This is a genomic window from Sphingobium sp. AP49, assembly GCF_000281715.2.
Taxonomy (GTDB): Bacteria; Pseudomonadota; Alphaproteobacteria; order Sphingomonadales; family Sphingomonadaceae; genus Sphingobium.
This window is the reverse complement of sequence record NZ_CP124576.1, coordinates 538,173-558,097: the sequence shown is the minus strand read 5'-3', so window position 1 is coordinate 558,097 and position 19,925 is coordinate 538,173. Positions and strand designations below refer to the sequence as shown.

Annotated in this window: 19 protein-coding genes; 7 read left to right on the top strand and 12 right to left on the bottom strand. The window is 64.8% G+C overall.

Annotated elements, in window-relative coordinates; translation table 11 throughout:
- Positions 1-49: 49 nt before the first annotated feature.
- From PMI04_RS02685 to PMI04_RS02665, 5 genes are all read right to left on the bottom strand, one after another.
- A complete protein-coding gene (locus PMI04_RS02685) occupies positions 50-1,831 on the bottom strand; it encodes an SLC13 family permease (RefSeq protein ID WP_007706712.1) in 1,782 nt (593 codons plus the stop codon).
- 264 nt (positions 1,832-2,095) lie between these two features.
- Complete coding sequence (gene aroC, locus PMI04_RS02680) at positions 2,096-3,169, bottom strand: chorismate synthase (protein WP_007706710.1); 1,074 nt, start codon at positions 3,167-3,169, stop codon at positions 2,096-2,098.
- A gap of 27 nt (positions 3,170-3,196) precedes the next feature.
- The gene (gene fabI / locus PMI04_RS02675) at positions 3,197-4,003 is read right to left on the bottom strand and encodes an enoyl-ACP reductase FabI (protein WP_007706708.1); all 807 of its coding nucleotides are present in this window, start codon (positions 4,001-4,003) and stop codon (positions 3,197-3,199) included.
- Entirely contained in the window at positions 4,000-4,923 is a 924-nt protein-coding gene (locus PMI04_RS02670) for a YihY/virulence factor BrkB family protein (protein WP_007706706.1), read from the bottom strand. Before PMI04_RS02670 ends, fabI begins: the two co-directional genes overlap by 4 nt.
- 56 nt (positions 4,924-4,979) lie before the next feature.
- Entirely contained in the window at positions 4,980-5,903 is a 924-nt protein-coding gene (locus PMI04_RS02665) for a J domain-containing protein (RefSeq protein ID WP_007706704.1), read from the bottom strand.
- Positions 5,904-6,036: 133 nt separating this feature from the next.
- On the opposite strand from PMI04_RS02665, the gene pdxH reads away from it, so the two are divergent.
- Positions 6,037-6,612 carry a pyridoxamine 5'-phosphate oxidase gene (pdxH, locus tag PMI04_RS02660; RefSeq protein WP_007706700.1) on the top strand — a complete coding sequence of 192 codons (576 nt, stop codon included), beginning with the start codon at positions 6,037-6,039 and terminating at the stop codon, positions 6,610-6,612.
- A gap of 180 nt (positions 6,613-6,792) precedes the next feature.
- Positions 6,793-8,124 (top strand): dicarboxylate/amino acid:cation symporter, encoded by a 1,332-nt coding sequence (locus PMI04_RS02655; protein WP_007706698.1) that lies wholly within the window; start codon positions 6,793-6,795, stop codon positions 8,122-8,124.
- A 63-nt stretch (positions 8,125-8,187) separates the two neighbouring features.
- Here the strand turns inward: PMI04_RS02655 and PMI04_RS02650 are convergent, their stop codons facing one another.
- The 4 genes from PMI04_RS02650 to PMI04_RS02635 form a co-directional block, all read right to left on the bottom strand.
- Entirely contained in the window at positions 8,188-9,072 is an 885-nt protein-coding gene (locus PMI04_RS02650; protein ID WP_007706696.1) for a bestrophin family ion channel, read from the bottom strand.
- Between the two features lie 73 nt (positions 9,073-9,145).
- Positions 9,146-9,715 (bottom strand): NAD(P)H-dependent oxidoreductase, encoded by a 570-nt coding sequence (locus PMI04_RS02645; RefSeq protein ID WP_007706695.1) that lies wholly within the window; start codon positions 9,713-9,715, stop codon positions 9,146-9,148.
- Between the two features lie 60 nt (positions 9,716-9,775).
- Complete coding sequence (locus PMI04_RS02640; RefSeq protein ID WP_007706693.1) at positions 9,776-9,958, bottom strand: hypothetical protein; 183 nt, start codon at positions 9,956-9,958, stop codon at positions 9,776-9,778.
- 5 nt (positions 9,959-9,963) lie between these two features.
- Entirely contained in the window at positions 9,964-11,253 is a 1,290-nt protein-coding gene (locus PMI04_RS02635) for an adenylosuccinate synthase (RefSeq protein ID WP_007706690.1), read from the bottom strand.
- 227 nt (positions 11,254-11,480) lie between these two features.
- On the opposite strand from PMI04_RS02635, the gene PMI04_RS02630 reads away from it, so the two are divergent.
- Positions 11,481-12,341, top strand: coding sequence for an alpha/beta hydrolase (locus PMI04_RS02630; protein WP_007706688.1), 861 nt, complete (start codon positions 11,481-11,483; stop codon positions 12,339-12,341).
- On the opposite strand, the gene PMI04_RS02625 is transcribed toward PMI04_RS02630, so the two are convergent.
- From PMI04_RS02625 to PMI04_RS02615, 3 genes are all read right to left on the bottom strand, one after another.
- Positions 12,335-13,465 carry an ATP phosphoribosyltransferase regulatory subunit gene (locus PMI04_RS02625; protein WP_007706684.1) on the bottom strand — a complete coding sequence of 377 codons (1,131 nt, stop codon included), beginning with the start codon at positions 13,463-13,465 and terminating at the stop codon, positions 12,335-12,337. The two genes, PMI04_RS02630 and PMI04_RS02625, sit on opposite strands and share 7 nt — an antisense overlap.
- A gap of 149 nt (positions 13,466-13,614) precedes the next feature.
- Complete coding sequence (serA, locus tag PMI04_RS02620; protein WP_007706682.1) at positions 13,615-15,195, bottom strand: phosphoglycerate dehydrogenase; 1,581 nt, start codon at positions 15,193-15,195, stop codon at positions 13,615-13,617.
- A gap of 138 nt (positions 15,196-15,333) precedes the next feature.
- The gene (locus PMI04_RS02615; RefSeq protein WP_007706678.1) at positions 15,334-16,494 is read right to left on the bottom strand and encodes a phosphoserine transaminase; all 1,161 of its coding nucleotides are present in this window, start codon (positions 16,492-16,494) and stop codon (positions 15,334-15,336) included.
- A gap of 159 nt (positions 16,495-16,653) precedes the next feature.
- On the opposite strand from PMI04_RS02615, the gene PMI04_RS02610 reads away from it, so the two are divergent.
- The 4 genes from PMI04_RS02610 to dapD all read left to right on the top strand — a co-directional run bounded on the left by PMI04_RS02610 (position 16,654) and on the right by dapD (position 19,914).
- Positions 16,654-17,352, top strand: coding sequence for an extensin family protein (locus PMI04_RS02610; RefSeq protein WP_007706675.1), 699 nt, complete (start codon positions 16,654-16,656; stop codon positions 17,350-17,352).
- A gap of 112 nt (positions 17,353-17,464) precedes the next feature.
- The gene (locus PMI04_RS02605) at positions 17,465-18,343 is read left to right on the top strand and encodes a TIGR00730 family Rossman fold protein (RefSeq protein WP_007706672.1); all 879 of its coding nucleotides are present in this window, start codon (positions 17,465-17,467) and stop codon (positions 18,341-18,343) included.
- A 63-nt stretch (positions 18,344-18,406) separates the two neighbouring features.
- Positions 18,407-19,078 (top strand): pyrimidine 5'-nucleotidase, encoded by a 672-nt coding sequence (locus PMI04_RS02600; protein ID WP_007706669.1) that lies wholly within the window; start codon positions 18,407-18,409, stop codon positions 19,076-19,078.
- Positions 19,075-19,914, top strand: a complete 840-nt coding sequence (gene dapD / locus PMI04_RS02595) for a 2,3,4,5-tetrahydropyridine-2,6-dicarboxylate N-succinyltransferase (RefSeq protein WP_007706655.1) — start codon at positions 19,075-19,077, stop codon at positions 19,912-19,914. Before PMI04_RS02600 ends, dapD begins: the two co-directional genes overlap by 4 nt.
- The last annotated feature ends 11 nt before the right edge of the window (positions 19,915-19,925 follow it).

Below are 19,925 nucleotides of genomic sequence, written 5' to 3'. Positions count from 1 at the left end.
TGCCGGGCAGGCGCCAGCGCCGACAGGGCCGGATGCGGGCAATTGGTCCCTAGCCCAGAATCACGAGCGCCGCACACACCGCGCCGCCCACGATCAGGTTGAGCGGCACGCCGATGCGCACGAAATCGGCGAAGCGATAATCGCCGGCGGCATAGACCAGGGCATTGGTCTGATAGCCGATCGGCGTCGCAAAACAGGCCGACGCACCGATCATCAGCGCGATCACCAGCGGGCGTGGATCGGTGCCCAGCTGATGCGCCAGCGCGATGGTGAGCGGGGTCAGCAGCGCCGCCACCGCATTGTTGCTGAGCAGTTCGGACAGGATCAGCGCGGCGAAATAGACGATGAAGACCAGGCTCCATTGCGGCGCGACCTGCATCAGCGGCGTGATCCAGCCAACCATCAGCGCGACGCTGCCCGCCTGTTCGAGTGCCAGGCCGACCGCCAGCATGGCGAAGATCAGGATCAGCACATCGCCGTCGATCGCCGCCCAGGCTTCTTCCGCATCGATGCAGCGAGTGACCAGAATCACGCCAACGGCGATGAAGGCGGCCAGGCCGATGCCGATCACGTCCAGCGCCGACAGGATCACCACCGCCGCCATCGCCAGGATCGCGATCCACGCCTTGCGCGGGCGGAAGGCGCGGGTGCGGCTGATGTCGACGCCGATCAGGTTGGGATTGTCTTTCAGCGAACGCATCGCGTCGTCGCTGCCCGCCACCAGCAGCCGGTCCGCGCCGCGCACCCGCGTATCGGCCAGGTCGGGGCCGGGCAGATGGCGCGCGCGATGAATGCCGATTAACCGCACACGCAGCGCATGGAGGAAGGGAATGTCGATCAGCCGCTCGCCGATCGACGGGTGGCTGGGCGCGACCATCGCCTCGATCACCGTGCCCTCACGCGCGGAAGTCTCGGAATCGGCGGCGATGCCCAGTTCGAAATCGCCTGATTCGCGCAGGGTCATGATCGCCGTACCGTCGGCGCGGACGATCAGCCGGTCACCGACATGCAGTTCTTCCCCGTCCAGATCATGGCGCCGAATCTCGCCCGCCCGCTTGAGGCCGAGCAGCGTGACCGACCGACCGAGCAGCGACAGGCCACCAATCTCCCGACCGACAAGTTCGCTGTCCGGCGTGACCACCAGTTCGGTCAGATATTCCTGGACATTGCCGCCATTCTCCCCCGCGATCGAGGGTGGGTCGCTGGGTAGCAGGAAGCTGAGGCCGGCCAGGCCGACGACCCCGGCAATGGTGCCGGCCAGGCCATAGGGGGTGATGTCGAAAATGCCGAAAGGCTGCATCCCCTGTTCGGCGGCGATGCCCGCGACGATCAGGTTGGTCGATGTGCCGATCAGCGTGATGCAGCCGCCCATCACCGCCACCGCGTTCATCGGGATCAGCAGCTTCTTGACCGGATAGGCGGTCGCCTGAGCCAGCCGGAACATGATCGGGATCAGCAGCACGACGACCGGCGTATTGTTGAGAAAGGCGGACAGCAGCACCGTTCCAACGGCCACCTCTACCAGCGCCAGCCGGGGTCGCTTCTGCGCCCGCGCCATGACGAGTTCGGCAATGCGATTGATCGTTCCGGTGCGAATGAGCGCGCCCGACAACACGAACATCGCGCCCACGGTCAGCGGCGCGCTGTTGGAGAAGACGGAGAAGAGCGATTTTTCGTTGAGCAGGCCAAGCAGCGCGAAGGCGCAGGCCCCCAGCACCGAGACGACGGTCGGCGAATAGCGTTCGCGCACGAAGGCGACGAACATGCAGGCGAGAATGAACAGGCCGATTTCCGCGCGGTAAATGCCCAATAGCGCGGTGATGAAATGCATCTCGTCTTGCCCCCGTTTGATCGCGTGATCGCGTCTCTAACGGAGGTGAAACGAAATGGGCCAGCCATGGTTGCATGGCTGGCCCGTGTCGCGGCGTCAGGGGACGTTTTGACCGTCAAACCACGCTTGGCATGTTGACGCTCCCCAGGCTTACGCGCTGCCGCTCACCCTCCCGCGGGTGACCATGTCATCCTAGCGTAACAAGGCTGAGTCGTCTCGTCTCTCTTTTGCGCGTTCGGCGCGGGATTGGCGCGCTTCGGCGCGTCAGTCGCCCCCGCACTGGGCGCGGTGCAGCAGCTTCTGGTCGGCCAGCACCAGCGCCATCATCGCCTCGACCACGGGTACGCCGCGAATGCCGACGCAGGGGTCGTGGCGCCCCTTGGTGATGATGTCGGACGCATCGCCCTCGCGCGTCACCGTCTCGACCGGAATCAGGATCGAACTGGTCGGTTTGAAGGCGATCCGCACCTTGACCGGCTGGCCGGTGGAAATGCCGCCAGCAATGCCGCCGGCATGGTTGGCAAGGAAGACCGGGCCATCCTGTCCGGGGCGCATCGGATCGGCATTCTGCTCGCCGCGCAGCCGGGCGGCCGCAAACCCATCGCCAATCTCCACGCCCTTGACCGCGTTGATGCTCATCATCGCGCTCGCCAGTTCGCTGTCCAGCTTGGCATAGAGCGGCGCGCCCCAGCCGGCCGGCACGCCCGATGCGACGCATTCGACCACGGCGCCCAGCGAAGAGCCATCCTTGCGCGCGCCATCGACCAGCGCTTCCCAGCGCACCGCCGCTTCGGGGTCCGGGCAAAAGAAGGGATTCTGGCCGATCTGCGCCGCGTCGAAATTGTCATAGTCGATCGCGTCGCCGCCAATCTCGCTCACATAGGCAAAGATGTCGACGTCAGGGATGACGAGCCGCGCGACCGCGCCGGCCGCCACCCGGCTCGCTGTCTCGCGTGCCGAGGACCGCCCGCCGCCACGATAGTCGCGAAAGCCATATTTGGCATCATAGGCATAGTCGGCATGGCCAGGGCGATAGGCCTTGGCAACCTCCGAATAATCCTTGGATCGCTGGTCGGTATTCTCGATCATCAGGCTGATCGGCGTGCCGGTGGTCTTGCCCTCGAACACGCCCGACAGGATGCGCACCTCGTCCGGCTCGCGCCGCTGGGTGGTGAACTTCGACGTGCCCGGCTTGCGCAGGTCGAGCCAGGGCTGGATGTCCGCCTCGCTGAGGTCAAGTCCCGGAGGACAGCCATCGACCATCGCGCCGATGGCCGGACCATGGCTCTCGCCCCAGGTCGAAAACCGAAAAACGCGGCCGAATGTGTTGAAGCTCATCTCTGTTCCGATCCGGCCGCGTCGTTCTTACTTGTCCAGCGCGATATCCGGCGCATCCTCGGCCTTCATGCCGATGACATTATAGCCAGCATCGACATGGTGGATTTCGCCCGTCACGCCCGACGACAGGTCGGACAGCAGGTAGAGCCCGGCACCACCGACATCCTCGATCGTCACATTGCGACGCAGCGGCGAGTTCAGTTCGTTCCACTTCAGAATATAGCGGAAATCGCCAATGCCGCTGGCCGCCAGCGTCTTGATCGGGCCGGCCGAAATCGCGTTGACGCGGATATTTTCCGGCCCCAGGTCCATCGCCAGATATTTGACGCTGGTTTCCAGCGCCGCCTTGGCCACGCCCATCACGTTATAATGGGGGATGACCTTTTCCGCGCCATAATAGCTCAGCGTCAGGATGCTGCCGCCATTGGGCATCAGCGCACGCGCCCGCTTGGTCACGGCAACGAAGCTGAAGGCCGACACGTTCATCGTCAGCAGGAAATTGTCGAGCGTGGTGTCGACATAGAGGCCGCGCAGCTCATTCTTGTCGGAAAAGCCGATCGCATGGACCACGAAGTCGAGCGTGCCCCAACGCGCCTCGATCTCGGCAAAGGCCGCATCGAGCTTGTCCATGTCGGTGACGTCGCAGTCGATCAGGAAGTCGGAGCCGACCTGTTCGGCCAGTGGCTTCACCCGCTTCGCCAATGCTTCGCCCTGGTAGGAGAAGGCCAGTTCCGCGCCCTGCGCGTGCAACGCCTTAGAAATCCCCCAGGCCAGCGACTTGTCGTTGGCAAGACCCATGATGAGCCCACGCTTTCCCGCCATCAAGCCGTTCATCTGTTCGTTCCGTTCCCTTGGTCATCAGGCACCGCGTCCAGTTCCTCTTCCGGGAATTCCGCCAGCGCCGCGTTCAATTCCGCGCCAATTACCACGCCAAGCCCAACGAGAAAGAAAAAAATGAGGGTGATCATGACACCGGCCAGACTGCCATAGGTCCGGTCATAGCCACCAAGCATCGACAAGGTGACGGGCAACAGCAGTGTGACGGCATACCACCAGAGCGCGGTAGCGATGGCGCCGGGCCATTTGGCGAAGCGTTTGTCGCGATAAAGGGAGGGTGTCAGCGACACATAGAGTGAATGGAGCGCGACGCACAATATCGCCATCGGCACCAGCTTGGCCGAGGAGACCCAGGCGATCGCCTCGTCCGCGAAGGGGAACAGGCGATGGAGCAACTGATCGATCGCCGTGATCGCCACCTGGAGCGAGAAGGCGAACATCACCGCCAGGACGCTGACCAGGGTGATCCCCACCGCCACCAGGCGATAGCGCCAGAAAGGCTTGGTGCTCTTGGTACCATAGGCACGACGCAGGATATCGCGGATCGTTTCGATCAGGCTGCCGACGGTCCACAGGCCGACCAGACCACCGAACCAGAGCAGGTGGCCTGAACGCGCCTGCAACACATCGCTGATCGGCTGGCGGACGACGTCGGCCACGCCACGCGGCACCGTATAGAGAAAGGCATTGACCGCCGACAGCCCGTCCGATGTGCGGCCGAAGACGCTGGCGACAGCGGCGGCGACGATGAAGAAGGGGAACAGCGTCATCAACGAAAGATAGGCGAGGTTCCCGGCATGGATGAACCCGTCGCTATAGACGCCCACCACCACCCGCTTGGCAATCTCGAAACTGCGCGACCCGGGGCGGACCCGATCGATCTGGCGATGGAGCCTTGCCTGGGCCTGCGCCGCCATATGGCGGCGCGACTCAGGGCTATAAGGGGATGGCAGCGGCACCCGTCGGGAACGTCCTACACGCCCAAATGGGTCCGGACCGCGCGATTGTCCTGCCAATCCTCGACCAGTTGGAGGATCGCCGGATCATCGGCAGGCACGTCGATCAGCAGCGTCACCAGCTGATCGCCGCGCTGACCGTCCTTGCCGGTGAAGCCCTTGCCGCGCAGACGCAAAGTCTTGCCCGATGTCGTGCCGGCGGGCACGCCCAGCATCACCGGGCCATCGACGGTCGGTACCTTGACCTTGCCGCCCTTCACCGCCTCGCCCAGGGTGATCGGCAGGTCCAGCAGCACATTGTCGCCGTCGCGCTTGAAGAAGGGATGCGGCTTCACCTCGATCGTGACGATCGCATCGCCGGCCCCGCCAGCGCCCGGCTGCCCCTTGCCGGTCAGGCGCATCTGCGTACCGGTCTCGACCCCGGCCGGCAGCTTCAGGTCGATCGTCTTGCCATCCTGCAGGGTGATGCGTTGTGGCGCCAGGCTGGCGGCATCGACGAACTGCACCGCCAGGCGATAAGCGACATTAGCCCCCTTCGCAGGCGGTGCGCCGCGACCAAAGCCGCCAAAGCCGCCCCCGCCCGCACGGCGCCCGGCGCCGCCGAACAGGCCTTCAAAGATGTCGCCGAAATCGGCGCCGCCCTCGTTGAACTCGAACCCGCCCGGCTGACCGCCTGGGCGTCCGCGCCCACCTCCGCCAAATCCGAAAGGCGCAGTCGGGTTACCGTCGGCGTCAATCTCGCCACGATCAAACCGGGCGCGCTTGTCCTTGTCCGACAGCAGGTCATAGGCATTGGTCACGGCCGAAAATTTTTCCGCCGCATTGGGATTGTCCTGATTCTTGTCGGGATGCAGTTGCTTGGCCAGCTTGCGATAGGCCGACTTGATCTCTGCCTCGCTCGCGCTGCGCGCCACGCCCAAGGTGGAATAAGGATCGGCCATCGATGTCGTGCTACCTTCTGACTTATACTGTTTATGCGGTCGAATGCGCTCCTATGTGGCGGAAGCGTGGGCTGCGTTCAAGCATGCGCGCACCCGTATCGACAGCGGAGTGCCGGGAAACTAAGGCAGAGGCATGACCGATCCCTTCGCCCTCTTCGACGAATGGTACGCGCAGGCGCGCGAGACCGAACTCAACGACAGCAATGCGATGGCGCTGGCCACCGCCGATGCGCAGGGGCGGCCATCGGTCCGCATGGTGCTGCTCAAGGGCCATGGCCCGGATGGCTTCATCTTCTATACCAATTTCGAGGGGCGCAAGGCGGGTGACCTGTTCGCCAACCCGCATGCCGCCCTGCTGTTCCACTGGAAATCGGTTCGCCGCCAGATCCGTATCGAAGGCCCTGTCGGCCCGGTCGACGACGCCACCGCCGACGGCTATTTCGCGACGCGCAGCCGCGACAGCCAACTGGGCGCCTGGGCGTCGGACCAATCCCGCCCCCTCCCCTCGCGCGATGTCTTCATGGCGCGCTATGGGGAAGTCGCCGCCCGGTTCGATGGCCGCCCGGTACCGCGGCCTCCCCATTGGTCAGGCTTCCGCCTCGTCCCGGAACGGATCGAATTCTGGCAGGATCGCGAACATCGCCTGCACGAACGCCGCGTCTTCACCCATAACGAAAATGGCTGGACCGAGGGTCTGCTCTACCCCTGATCGACGCCTTCGCCATTGTCCCGCCGTAAAACAGGGCGCGGAATATGGTGGCTCATTCGTCTATCCCCACACAGCCCTGGCGTGCCCGATTGCGGGTCCGGCGGGCGCCTGTTAGGTGTCACCACCCGGCAGAACCAGAATGAATGCGCGGACCAACCGTCCGCTGGCTAGAGGAATATAATGCGAAATCGACTGACGGCCTACATTCTGACAGGCATGGTCCTGGGCGTGATCGTGGGCTTTATGGCCAATCTCTGGGTCGGCGGGGACGAAGCGCTGGCCAAGGATGTGGCGGGCTATTTCCACCTTCTGGCCGACATCTTCCTCCACCTCATCAAGATGATCATTGCACCGCTGGTCTTTTCCACGCTGGTCGCGGGCATCGCCCATATGGGGGACAGCGCAGCGCTGGGGCGGATTGGCGGGCGCGCACTCGCCTGGTTCATCATCGCCAGCCTGATTTCGCTGACGCTGGGCCTGATCTTCGTCAATTTCTTCGAGCCTGGCGCAGGCCTCAACCTGGTGCGCTCCGGCGCCGATGCCGGCGTGAACACCGAGGCGCTGAACTTCAAGGACTTCATCCTGCACGTCTTCCCGACGTCGATGATCGGGGCGATGGCGGAAAACCAGATACTGCAGATCGTCGTCTTCTCGCTGTTCGTCGGCGTGGCGCTGACCGCCATCGGCGACAAGGGCAAGCCGATCATCACCGTGATCGAGGCGCTGGTCGAGCTGATGCTGCAGGTGACGGGCTATGTCATGCGGGTCGCGCCGCTCGCCGTGTTCGGCGCGCTCGCCTCGTCCGTGACGGTGCAGGGCCTGGGCGTGCTCAAGACCTATGGCGCGCTGGTCGGCGAATTCTACATCGCCCTCATCTGCCTGTGGCTACTGCTGTTCGGCGCCGGCGCGATCTTCCTTGGCAAGCGGATGTTCAAACTGATCCGCTATGTCCGCGAACCGATCCTGATCGCCTTCTCGACCGCTTCGTCCGAAGCCGCCTACCCCAAGATGCTGGAGCAGCTCGACCGGTTCGGCGTGCCGCGCCGCATCTACAGCTTCGTGCTGCCGCTGGGCTACAGCTTCAACCTCGATGGCTCGATGATGTATGCGACCTTCGCGACCATCTTCATCGCCCAAGCCTATGGCATCGACCTGCCGATCGCGACCCAGATCACCATCCTGCTCGTCCTGATGGTGACCAGCAAGGGCATCGCCGCCGTGCCGCGCGCCTCGCTGGTGGTGGTCGCCGCCACGCTCGGCCAGTTCGACCTGCCGGTCGAGGGTGTCGCTTTCATCCTCGCCGTCGACCATTTCATGGACATGGGCCGCACCGCCACCAACGTGCTGGGCAACGCCATCGCCACGTCGGTCATCACCAAATGGGAAGGCATGCTGGAGGTGGAAGAGCCGGTCGATGTGCCCCACCCCAAGTCCCCGGCCCATACGCCCGCCGATGGCCGGCGCGGGCTGGAATTGGCGTCCGACATGGTGGACGAGGATCGCAACGGCTGAGGCCATCGGCCGCCCCCAAAGACAAAGCCCCGCCAGCGCGATGCCGGCGGGGCTTTTTCTTGCCTACCAGAGGACACCGCGTACCGGTTTGATCGGTTCGGGCGCGGAATCACCAATCGACTGGAGCAGGTCGATCTCGATGGTGCGGCACATGGCGGTCAGCGGCACATCATGCACGCTGTCGGCAAAGGGATCGACCAGGTCGTCACCAATCCGCAGCACTGCCAGGAACATCACGCCCGCGACCGTCGAACCCAGCGGAGTCGCAAGACCAAGGGATTCGACCAGCCCGATCGGCAGCAAAATGCAGAAGAGGTGAGTGAAGACGACGGGCAACAGGCGATATTGAAAGGGCAGCGGCGTGTTCTTCAACCGCTCCATCCCGCCCTGCGCATTGGCGATGTCGACCAGCACCTTCTCCATCTGGGTCTGCTGGATGGTATCGATCCAGCCTTCCTGCCGGGCCATGTCGATCCGCCGGCCGGTGCTGTCGAGCAGGCCGTTGGCCGGGTTGACACGGGCCAGCGCCTTGCCCTTGTCCTCCTCGCGCAGGAATTGCGTCACATCCTCGCCGATCGGCTGGCGCCGCAACTGGCAACGCAGGGCGTTCACATAGGCAATCTGGCGCTTGACGATTTCGCGCTTAAGGTCGCGCCCGTCCGGGTCGGGCAGGAAGTTCCGGGCCGAACGGGACAGGCTGCGCGAAGCATTGATCATCGCCCCCCACAACACCCGTCCTTCCCACCAGCGCTGATAGGCGCTGTTGGAACGGAAGCCGAGGAAGAGCGCCAGCGCCGAACCGAAAATGGTCAGCGGCAGGGATGGTGCCTTGAACGGTAGCAGATAATAGGCCGCCGTGACGGCACAGTCCCATACGAACAGGGCGGTCAGCGGCTTCCACACTTCTGCCGCGATGCGGCGCAGGCTGGGAACGGGATCAACGATCATGCAGGTCTCCGGACAATGGGCTGCGGCAACGAATGGCAACGGCACATGCTCCCATGACCGTTGGCGAAACCGCTCAGCGCGCGGCCTTGGCCGCCTCCGCCCACCAGATGAGATTGCTGGCAAAATTGGAGAAACCCCGTTCCAGCGCCGCGCCACCCTCGCCCTGAGGCTGCGCATCTTCATCCAGCGTCTGGCCGATTTGCCCGACGCTCAGCCGCTCGGGCACCACCGCCATGCCCATGGCTGACAGGGTCACCGTCCAGTCGGCATGGCTGTTCACCCCGGCAAAGCGCCCCATCGAGTAACTGGCGATGGCGGCGGGCCGGCGATCAAATTCCTTGAGATAATGGTCGACCAGATTCTTGAGGCCAGGCTGCATGCCGCGATTATATTCGCCCGCGACGAAGACGAAGGCATCGGCAGCGGACAACCGCTGCGACAGTTGCGCCATGGCTGCAGGCGCCTCGCCGGCGGGATAGTCGCTATGGCGCAGGTCGAGCATCGGCAGGTCGACTGCCTTGGCATCGATCAGTTCTGCCCTGTGGCCCAAATCTTCAAAGCCACGGATCAGATAGTCGGCCAGTCGGATACCAAGCCGGCCGCGCCGATAGGAGCCGTAGAGGACGAGGATGTCGAGCGCCATGCGATGCCTTCCTGTTGATGCAGAAAGGCTTGTCGCACCGACGCCCGATCAGGTCCAGTATCAGCGCAGCTTGGCGATCGAGAGCCCGTCCTGCTTGGCGCGGGTCTTCACCGATTCCTCGCTGCGGGTCAGCGCCTTGGCGATCGCCTTCAGCGCCATGCCCTTCTTGGCGAGCGTGTGCAGCTTCTGGACCTCATCCTGGGTCCAGGGCTGCTTGTGCCGCTCGAAGCGCTGCTCTCCCATGCCCCTTAATCCGCGAAGGGATCGCGGACGAGGATGGTGTCGTCGCGTTCCGGGCTGGTCGACACGAGCGTGACCGGGCAGCCGATCAGCTCTTCAATGCGGCGGATATATTTGATCGCCTGCGCCGGAAGGTCCGCCCAGCTTCGCGCGCCGGCGGTGGTTTCGCTCCAGCCGGCAATGCTTTCATAGATCGGCTCGGCCTTGGCCTGGTCCTGCGCATGGGCGGGCAGATAGTCGAAGCTCTGGTCGCCGATCTTGTAGCCGACGCAGATCTTCAGTTCCTCGAAACCGTCGAGCACGTCCAGCTTGGTGAGCGCAATGCCGGTCACGCCCGAAACCGCGACCGACTGGCGCACCAGCACCGCGTCGAACCAGCCGCAGCGGCGCTTGCGACCGGTGACGGTGCCGAATTCATGGCCGCGCTCGCCCAGACGCTGGCCGACGTCATTTTCCTGCTCGCTGGGGAACGGACCGGAGCCGACGCGGGTGGTATAGGCCTTGACGATGCCCAGCACGAAACCGGCAGCGTTCGGGCCAAGGCCAGTGCCGCTCGCCGCCGTACCCGCCACCGTGTTGGACGAGGTGACGAAGGGATAGGTGCCATGGTCGATGTCGAGCAAAGTGCCCTGCGCGCCTTCGAACAGGATGCGCTTGCCTTCCGACTTCGCCTTGTTGAGCGTCAGCCAGACCGGCTTCACGAACGGCAGGATGAAGGCGGCGATCTCCGTCAGGTCGGCCATCAACTGGGCGCGGTCGATCGGCGCTTCGCCGAAACCAGCGCGCAGCGCGTCATGATGGGCGGTCAGGCGATCGATCTGCAGGTCGAGATCATCGAGATGGGCCAGATCGCAGACGCGGATGGCGCGGCGGCCGACCTTGTCCTCATAGGCCGGGCCGATGCCGCGACGGGTGGTGCCGATCTTGCCGGCGCCCGACGCGTCTTCACGCAGCCCGTCAAGGTCACGGTGGAAGGGCAGGATCAGCGGGCAGGTCTCGGCGATCTGCAGATTCTCCGGCGTGATCTCGACGCCCTGCCCCTTGAGCTTGGCGACCTCGTCACGGAAGTGCCAGGGGTCCAGCACCACGCCATTGCCGATCACCGACAGCGTGCCGCGTACGATGCCCGACGGCAGCAGCGAGAGCTTGTAGACCTTTTCGCCGACGACCAGCGTGTGGCCGGCATTATGGCCACCCTGGAAACGGGCAACGACATCGGCACGCTCCGACAGCCAGTCGACGATCTTGCCCTTGCCTTCGTCACCCCATTGGGCGCCGATCACGGTAACATTTGCCATGGATACACTCCTCCGCCCGCCGCGCGGACCGGCCATGCCCTTCGACGGGACTCGGCATGCCGGTGGAATAGGATGGGCGGGACACGCCCTGTGCGGGGCGCGCGTTAGCCGGGCAGGGCCGATGCGTCAAGGTTGGAGCGCCATTACACTTTGATACCAGGTGCCGGCTTTACGGCGCGACGCACCCTCGCGATCATGCCGGCACAGGGGCAGCAAAGGACGACCAGATGCGCAGACGGCTGATTCCCATCCTGATTCTCTCCCTGCTCGCGGGTACACCGCTGGCCGCGCAGGCCCAGACGGCCGCCACCGCGCCGCAAGCCATGACCTATGGCCGCGATCCATTGCAGGCGATCGACTTCTGGCCGGGCAAGGGCACGAAGGCACCGCTCGTCATCTTCGTCCATGGCGGCGGCTGGAAGCGCGGCAGCAAGGACAATGCGACGGGCGCGGCCAAGGCGCCCCATTATACCGGCCTTGGCTATGCCTTTGCCTCGATCAATTACCGGCTGGTGCCCGATGCCACGGTCGAGAGCCAAGCGCAGGATGTCGCCGATGCGGTCGCCCATCTGCGCAGCCAGGCTGCGGCATTGGGCATCGACCCCAACCGTATCATCCTGATGGGCCATAGCGCCGGCGCGCATCTGGTCGCGCTGGTCGGCACCGACATGCGCTATTTCGCCAAGGCCGGGCTGAAGCCCGATGCCGTGCGCGGCATCATCGCGCTGGACGGCGCCGCCTATGATGTACCGACCCAGATGGCGCAGGGCGGCCGCTTCATGGCCAAGACCTATGAACAGGCATTCGGCACCGACCCGGTACGCCAGAAAAGCCTATCACCCACCTTGCAGGCGGCAAAGCCCAATGCCCCCGATTTCCTGCTGCTCCATGTCGATCGGGTCGATGGCACCGCCCAGTCCAATGCGCTCGCCGCCGCGCTGCGCAAGGCGGGCACGCCAGTGGAAATCCATGCCCTGCCCGGACGCGGGCTGCGCGGCCATATGCAGATCAACCGCGAGATGGGCGACGCCGACTATGCCGGCACCGGCATCGTGGACGCCTGGCTGCGCCGCCTGTTCGGTCAGTAGGCGCGGGGCTCGACGCCATCCAGCCAGTGCGAACAGCGCTGGGCCGCGCCATCTTCGCCGTCCGCCAGGGCCGCAACCGTGTGCCAGCCCTCGGCCCGCAGCACGGCGGCGCGCACGGCATCATGGCCCACCGGCAGGAACAGGCGCCGGGGCCGTTCGTCGCCAAAGCCGGCGTCGATCAGCGGATCGGGATAGAGCGAAAAACCCATGGCGGGTTCGTCCGCCTCGCCGGCACGGGCGATGGCATAGCTGCCGCCACGGCCGATCTCGCCGATGAAACCCTCGGCAAAGATGGAGAAGCCGAACCAGTTCTGGAACTCGAAGCCATGCCGTTCGGTCGGATCGAGGGTCAGGGTGATGTCCCAGCCGATCGGCTTGGCGATCGCGCGCAGGCCCGCGATCCGGCTGTCGATCGCGCCGCCCAGGCTGGCGCTGAACGCCTCCAGCCGCGCCATCGCGGCGTGGAAGGGGCCGGTCGCCTCAATGAGCGGCAGATAGGCGGCGGCGGCCGGGCTGATCGCCACCAGCGCGCCGGCATCCTTGGCGTCCAGTTCGGCGCGGACGGCTTCCAATTCTTCGGCGCCCAGCGGCAACGGACCGGCGGCCAGCGCGTCGATCAGGTCAGGCAAGGTGAAATCGATGGTGATGCCGGTTACGCCGGCAGCGGTGAGCGCCTCGATCGCGATGTTGACGATCTCGACCGCGGCGGCGCTGCTGTCGCTGCCGATCAGTTCGGCGCCCAGCTGCATCTTCTCGCGCTCGGGGCGCAGCTGGCTCGCCTTCTGGCGGATCACCGGCCCGGCATAGGACAGGCGCAAAGGCCGCGGCGCGCTGCGCAGGCGGGTGGCGGCGATGCGGCCAACCTGCGCGGTCATGTCGGGGCGGAAGGCCAGGGTGCGCTGCGACACCGGGTCAACGGCGCGGACCAGATCCTGCGCGCGCATCGACTTGAGCCGCTGGGTCAGCGTATCCTCGAACTCCGCCAGCGGCGGCATGACCCGTTCATAGCCATGGGTCGCGACCGTATCGAGCACGCGGCGCGCCAGGCGCGCAGAGGCTTCGGCCTGCGGCGGCAGGCGATCGGATAGCCCCTCCGGGAGCAGGCTTGGCGGGATCATGGTCATGGGACAGGCCCTTTAGCGCAAAACGCGGCCAATTCTACTCCGTTCGTCCTGAGTAGCCATTGAGCGAAGTCGAAGCCCCGTATCGAGGGATGCTTCGATACGGGGCTTCGACAGGCTCAGCCCTTACTCAGCACGAACGGAATTGAGAATCAGGCGAAGCGCAGCAGCTTCACCTGCTTCACGCCGGCGAGGTTGCAGATCGCCCAGCGCAGCGGTTCGGTGACGGTGCCGTCGACGGACAGCAGCAGCACGGCTTCGCCGCCCTGGTTGCGACGGCCCAGATGGAAGGTGCCGATATTGACGTCCGACTCGCCCAGCTTCGAGCCCAGGCGGCCGATGAAGCCCGGCGCGTCCTGGTTGACGATGTAGAGCATGTGGCCGTCGAGATCGGCTTCGACCTTGATGCCGAACAGTTCGACCAGGCGCGGCTGGGCATGGCCGAACAGCGTGCCGGCGACCGACTTATCGCCTGCTTCGGTCGAAACGGTGACGCGCACCAGCGTCTGATAGTCGCCCTCGCGGTCATGGCGGACTTCACGCACGTCCAGGCCGCGTTCCTTGGCCAGGAACGGCGCGTTGACCATGTTCACCGTGTCCGAATAGACGCGCATCAGGCCAGCGAGAACAGCGGCGGTGATCGGCTTCTGGTTCAGTTCGGCGGCATGGCCCTCGACCTCGACTGCCACGCCGGTGATCTGATCACCTTCCAACTGGCCGATCAGGCTGCCCAGCTTTTCAGCGAGCGCCATATAGGGCTTGAGCTTGGGCGCTTCCTCGGCCGACAGGCTGGGCACGTTCAACGCATTGGTGATGCCGCCATCAAGCAGATAATCGCTGAGCTGTTCAGCAACCTGCAGCGCGACATTGACCTGCGCTTCGTCGGTCGATGCGCCCAGATGCGGGGTGCAGATGAAGTTGGGCGTGCCGAACAGCGGCGATTCCTTGGCCGGCTCGGTCTGGAACACGTCGAGCGCGGCGCCCGCGACATGACCCGAATCCAGCGCGTCCTTCAGCGCCGCTTCGTCGATCAGGCCGCCACGGGCACAGTTGACGATACGCACACCCTTCTTGGTCTTGGCCAGATTTTCCTTCGACAGGATGTTGCGGGTCTGGTCGGTCAGCGGCGTGTGCAGCGTGATGAAGTCGGCCTTCGCCAGCAGCGTGTCGAGATCGGCCTTTTCCACGCCCATTTCCACGGCGCGCTCGGGCGTCAGGAAGGGATCGAAGGCGACGACCTTCATCTTGAGGCCGAGCGCGCGGCTGGCAACGATCGAGCCGATATTGCCGGCGCCGATCAGGCCCAGCGTCTTGCCGGTCACTTCCACGCCCATGAAGCCGTTCTTGGGCCACAGGCCCTGCTGCGTCTGGGCATTGGCTTCGGGGATCTGACGGGCCAGCGCGAACATCAGCGCGATGGCATGTTCAGCGGTGGTGATCGAGTTGCCGAACGGCGTGTTCATCACGATCACGCCCTGGGCCGATGCAGCCGGGATATCGACATTGTCGACGCCGATGCCGGCGCGGCCGATAACCTTGAGATTGGTCGCGGCGTCGAGGATCGCCTTGGTGACCTTCGTCGAGCTGCGGATCGCGAGGCCGTCATAGGCGCCGATCATCGCGGCCAGTTCTTCGGGCGTCTGGCCGGTGATGACGTCGACCTCGACACCACGCTCGCGGAAGATCGCGGCGGCGCGGGGGTCCATCTTGTCGGAAATAAGAACCTTGGGCATGGGAATATCCTTCTGGAATATCTGTAACCGTTCGGGCTGAGCGAAGTCGAAGCCCTCCACTGAGCGAAGCGAAGTGGCCTCCCTATCGGTCGGCCGAGCCCTTCGACTTCGCTCAGGGCGATCGGAATTTATATGAAGTTAGGCAGCCTTGATCTGGGCATAGGCCCAGTCGAGCCAGGGACCGAGCGCCTCGATATCGGCGGTCTCGACGGTCGCGCCGCACCAGATGCGCAGGCCGGCCGGGGCGTCGCGATAACCCGCGACGTCATAGGCGGCGCCTTCCTTCTCGAGCAGGCCGGCGAAGGCCTTGATGAAGGCTTCGTCGGCGCCCGCGACGGTCAGGCAGACGCTGGTGGTCGAGCGCGAGGTTTCATCGACGGCGAGATGGCCGAGCCAGTCGCGTTCGGCGACGATCTTGCCCAGCGCCGCCGCATTGGCGTTGCTGCGCGCGATCAGGCCATTGAGGCCGCCCAGCGACTTGCCCCATTCCAGCGCGAAGATCGCATCCTCGACGGCCAGCATCGACGGGGTGTTGATGGTTTCGCCCTTGAACACGCCTTCGGCGAGCTTGCCCTTGGCCATCAGGCGGAACAGCTTGGGCAGCGGCCAGGCCGGGGTGTGGGTTTCCAGACGCTCGACCGCACGAGGGCCGAGGATCAGCACGCCATGGCCGCCCTCGCCGCCCAGCACCTTCTGCCAGGAGAAGGTGGCGACGTCGATCTTGGTCCAGTCGATCTCATAGGCGAAGACCGCACTGGTGGCGTCGGCGAAGGTCAGGCCCTCGCGGTCAGCCGGGATCCAGTCGGCATTGGGCACGCGCACGCCCGAGGTGGTGCCGTTCCAGGTGAACAGCACATCGTTCGAGAAGTCGACGGTGCCAAGGTCAGGCAGCTGGCCATAATCGGCGCGGATCACGGTCGGGTCGAGCTTCAGCTGCTTGGCGGCGTCCGTCACCCAGCCTTCGCCGAAGCTTTCCCAGGCGAGCGTGGTGACCGGGCGGGCGCCCAGCATCGTCCACATCGCCATTTCAAAGGCGCCGGTGTCGCTACCCGGCACGATGCCGATGCGGTGCGTGTCGGGCAGGTTCAGCAACTCGCGCATCAGGTCGATGCTGTAGGCGAGACGGGTCTTGCCGATCTTGGCGCGGTGCGAACGGCCGAGCGACTGCGTGGCCAGCTTGGCGGCATCCCAGCCCGGAGGCTTGGCGCAGGGACCGGAAGAGAAGAAGGGGCGAGCCGGACGGGTGGCAGGCTTTGCGACAGGCGCAATGATGGCGTCAACGGCAGTCAGATCAGTCATGTAATGCGTCTCCTTGCAGAGAGCACGCGCGGCGTTGGGACCGCGTGGCCCGTCGGCCGCCCTAAAGATTTCCGAAAAAGAGTCAAGCCGCAGCAAAATGCGACGAAACGACCGCGCCGTTAACCTTCGGCTGGGCAAGCCGTGGTAAATGCTGGATTGATGGTAGAGCGGGTGACGAGATATTCGGCATGGCGCAGCGTGGCCTTGGCCGCGACGATGGCGGCCATGCTGGCGGCCTGTAGCGGCGACCTGGTCCCCAAGGGCCGAGTCGCGCGTGCATCCAAGCCGGTGAAGAGCGCGCGCCCGGCCACACCGCCCGCGCCGCCGCCACTCGAAACCCGACAATGCTTTGCCAGGCTGCAATCCCAGTCGGTCGCCTTCACCCCCCTGCCCGACCAGAATTTCGGTGGCGGATGCAGCGCGGTCGGCAGCGTGAAGCTGCTCGACATCGGCGTGCCGACCTCGGGCCTGGGTGCCATGACCTGCAACCTGGCCGCCAATTTCGCCGCCTGGTCGCGCTATGCCGTACAGCCCGCCGCCCGACTGATCCTGGGCGCGGAGATCGAGAAGATCGAGACGTTCGGCACCTATAATTGCCGGCCGATCGCGGGCAGCGGCAAGCTCAGCGAACATGCCCACAGCAATGCAATCGACGTTTCCGCCTTCGTCCTGAGCGACGGGCGGCGGATCAGTGTCGAGAAGGACTGGAATGGTGACAAGCGGACCCGCCAGTTCCTGGAAGTGGTCCATGCCAGCGCCTGCAAGCGCTTCAACACGGTTCTCTCGCCCGACTACAACGCTGCCCATCATGACCATTTCCATTTCGACATGGGCGGCCGCGGCGGCTTCTGCCGCTGAGCGGGAATCACAAACGCGGCGGCTTCTGCCGCTGAGCGGAAATCGGAAACTTGGCGGATTTTGCCACTGAACGGTCTTGGCATTGTCACCTGCCGCGCCTAGCTTGTTGGGAATGACCAAGAAAGAAATTGAAGAACGCAAATTCCGCCCCGCACGCCAGGAAGCGGACGACGCCAAGAAGGCGATCGAAACTCCCCAGACCAGCAGCGCCGCCTACAAGCTCGCCTTCCAGGACAATGAGTTCCTGCTGCGCGAGGATCTGCGGCCGGTGCGCTTCCAGCTCGAATTGCTGAAACCCCAGTTGCTGATGGATGAAGCCCGGATCGAATCCACCTTCGTCTTCTACGGCTCCGCCCGCATCCCCGAGCCGGACCAGGTCCAGGCGCGGATCGACGCCGCGACCACCCCGCAGCAGAAGAAGATTGCCGAAAATCTGGGCAAGAAAGCCCGCTATTATGAGGAAGCCCGCAAGCTGGCGCGGATCGCGGCGCAATATCCGGTGAATGCCGCCGGCTGCCGCCACTTCGTCGTCTGCTCAGGCGGCGGCCCCTCGATCATGGAAGCGGCCAATCGCGGCGCGGTCGATGTCGGCCAGACGACGATCGGCATGAACATCGTCCTGCCGCACGAACAGGCGCCCAATCTGTTCGTCACGCCGGAACTGAGCTTCCAGTTCCACTATTTCGCGCTGCGCAAGATGCATTTCCTGCTGCGCGCCCGTGCACTCGCCGTCTTCCCCGGCGGCTTCGGCACGTTCGACGAGATGTTCGAGCTGCTGACCCTGATCCAGACCGGCAAGATGAAGCCGATCCCGATCCTGCTGTTCGGCAAGGATTTCTGGAACAAGGTGGTGGATTTCGAGGCGCTGGCCGACGAAGGCGTGATTTCCCATGCCGATCTCAACCTGCTGACCTGGGTCGAGACCGCCGAGGATGCCTGGGCCGCGGTACAGGCCTTCTATCACGACAGCGAAACGCCCGGCTGCGGCTGATGCGGCCGGTCCGTGGGCCTTTGCGCCCTTGCCCTAATCCCCGGCGGGGATTAGGGCGCGGCCATGCGCGCGGACCTGGCCCATGTCGACACCTGGATCTTCGATCTGGACAATACGCTCTATCCGGCGAAGGCGGACCTGTTCGCGCTGATCGACGTGAAGATGGGCGAATTTATCCAGGGCCTGCTGGGCTGTGATCCGGCCGAGGCGCGGATCGTCCAGAAACGCTATTTCATGGAGCATGGCACGACCCTGTCGGGGCTGATGCACCATCATGACATCGAACCGCGCGCATTTCTCGACTATGTCCATGACATTTCGATGGAGCGGCTGACGGTCGATCCCGCCCTCAACGCCCATATCGCCGCCCTGCCCGGCCGCCGGCTGATCTTCACCAATGGCGATGCGACCTATGCCGGCCGCGTGCTCGACAGGCTAGGCCTAGCCGGCGCGTTCGAGCTCATCCACGACATCCATGCCTGTCGCTATGTGCCCAAGCCCGATCCGTCGGGCTACGCGGAACTGTGCAGCGTCCACGCCGTCGACCCGACCCGCGCCGCCTTTTTCGAGGACATGGCCCGCAATCTCAAGCCCGCCAAGGCGATCGGCATGACCACCATCTGGGTCAATAACGGCTCGGAAGCAGGCAATCACGACCATCATCCCGATTTCATCGATTTTGAAACCGACCATCTGACGCCGTTCCTGGCGGATATTTTTGGGGAAAGACCATGAGCCAAGATCTGATCGCGATCATCGACGCCGCCTGGGAGGACCGGGCCAACATCAACCTGTCGACCCAGGGCGAAGTCCGCCAGGCGGTCGACAAGGCACTGGCCCTGCTCGACAAGGGCGAACTGCGCGTCGCCGAACCGACCGAAGCCGGCTGGCAGGTCAACCAGTGGGCGAAGAAGGCGGTGCTGCTCTCCTTCCGCCTCAACGACAATGTCATGATCGACAATGGCCCGGGCGCTGGCCACTGGTGGGACAAGGTGCCCAGCAAGTTCGCCGGCTGGGACGAGGCCGCCTTCCGCACCGCCGGTTTCCGCGCCGTGCCGGGCAGCTTCGCCCGCGCCGGCAGCCATATCGCCAAGAATGTCATCCTGATGCCCAGCTTCGTCAACATCGGCGCCTTCGTCGATGAAGGCACGATGGTCGACACCTGGGTGACGGTCGGCAGCTGCGCCCAGATCGGCAAGAATGTCCATCTGTCGGGCGGCGTCGGCATCGGCGGCGTGCTCGAACCGCTGCAGGCTGACCCGGTCATCATCGAGGATGACTGCTTCATCGGCGCGCGCTCCGAAGTCGTCGAAGGCGTGCGCATCGGCAAGGGTTCGGTGCTGTCGATGGGCGTGTTCATCGGCATGTCGACCAAGATCGTCGATCGCGCCACCGGCGAAGTCTTCATCGGCGAAGTGCCGCCCTATTCGGTCGTCGTCCCCGGCTCGCTGCCCGGCAAGCCACTGCCCGACGGCACGCCCGGCCCCAGCCTCTATTGCGCCGTGATCGTCAAGCGCGTCGACGCGCAGACCCGCAGCAAGACCGGCATCAACGAACTGCTGCGCGACTAAGTGAACGAAGG

Coding starts and splice junctions, on each gene's coding strand:
- PMI04_RS02685 (WP_007706712.1), bottom strand. CDS start 1,831: ATGCATTTCATCACCGCGCTATTGGGCATTTACCGCGCGGAAATCGGC.
- aroC (WP_007706710.1), bottom strand. CDS start 3,169: ATGAGCTTCAACACATTCGGCCGCGTTTTTCGGTTTTCGACCTGGGGC.
- fabI (WP_007706708.1), bottom strand. CDS start 4,003: ATGAACGGCTTGATGGCGGGAAAGCGTGGGCTCATCATGGGTCTTGCC.
- PMI04_RS02670 (WP_007706706.1), bottom strand. CDS start 4,923: ATGGCGGCGCAGGCCCAGGCAAGGCTCCATCGCCAGATCGATCGGGTC.
- PMI04_RS02665 (WP_007706704.1), bottom strand. CDS start 5,903: ATGGCCGATCCTTATTCCACCTTGGGCGTGGCGCGCAGCGCGAGCGAG.
- pdxH (WP_007706700.1), top strand. CDS start 6,037: ATGACCGATCCCTTCGCCCTCTTCGACGAATGGTACGCGCAGGCGCGC.
- PMI04_RS02655 (WP_007706698.1), top strand. CDS start 6,793: ATGCGAAATCGACTGACGGCCTACATTCTGACAGGCATGGTCCTGGGC.
- PMI04_RS02650 (WP_007706696.1), bottom strand. CDS start 9,072: ATGATCGTTGATCCCGTTCCCAGCCTGCGCCGCATCGCGGCAGAAGTG.
- PMI04_RS02645 (WP_007706695.1), bottom strand. CDS start 9,715: ATGGCGCTCGACATCCTCGTCCTCTACGGCTCCTATCGGCGCGGCCGG.
- PMI04_RS02640 (WP_007706693.1), bottom strand. CDS start 9,958: ATGGGAGAGCAGCGCTTCGAGCGGCACAAGCAGCCCTGGACCCAGGAT.
- PMI04_RS02635 (WP_007706690.1), bottom strand. CDS start 11,253: ATGGCAAATGTTACCGTGATCGGCGCCCAATGGGGTGACGAAGGCAAG.
- PMI04_RS02630 (WP_007706688.1), top strand. CDS start 11,481: ATGCGCAGACGGCTGATTCCCATCCTGATTCTCTCCCTGCTCGCGGGT.
- PMI04_RS02625 (WP_007706684.1), bottom strand. CDS start 13,465: ATGACCATGATCCCGCCAAGCCTGCTCCCGGAGGGGCTATCCGATCGC.
- serA (WP_007706682.1), bottom strand. CDS start 15,195: ATGCCCAAGGTTCTTATTTCCGACAAGATGGACCCCCGCGCCGCCGCG.
- PMI04_RS02615 (WP_007706678.1), bottom strand. CDS start 16,494: ATGACTGATCTGACTGCCGTTGACGCCATCATTGCGCCTGTCGCAAAG.
- PMI04_RS02610 (WP_007706675.1), top strand. CDS start 16,654: ATGGTAGAGCGGGTGACGAGATATTCGGCATGGCGCAGCGTGGCCTTG.
- PMI04_RS02605 (WP_007706672.1), top strand. CDS start 17,465: ATGACCAAGAAAGAAATTGAAGAACGCAAATTCCGCCCCGCACGCCAG.
- PMI04_RS02600 (WP_007706669.1), top strand. CDS start 18,407: ATGCGCGCGGACCTGGCCCATGTCGACACCTGGATCTTCGATCTGGAC.
- dapD (WP_007706655.1), top strand. CDS start 19,075: ATGAGCCAAGATCTGATCGCGATCATCGACGCCGCCTGGGAGGACCGG.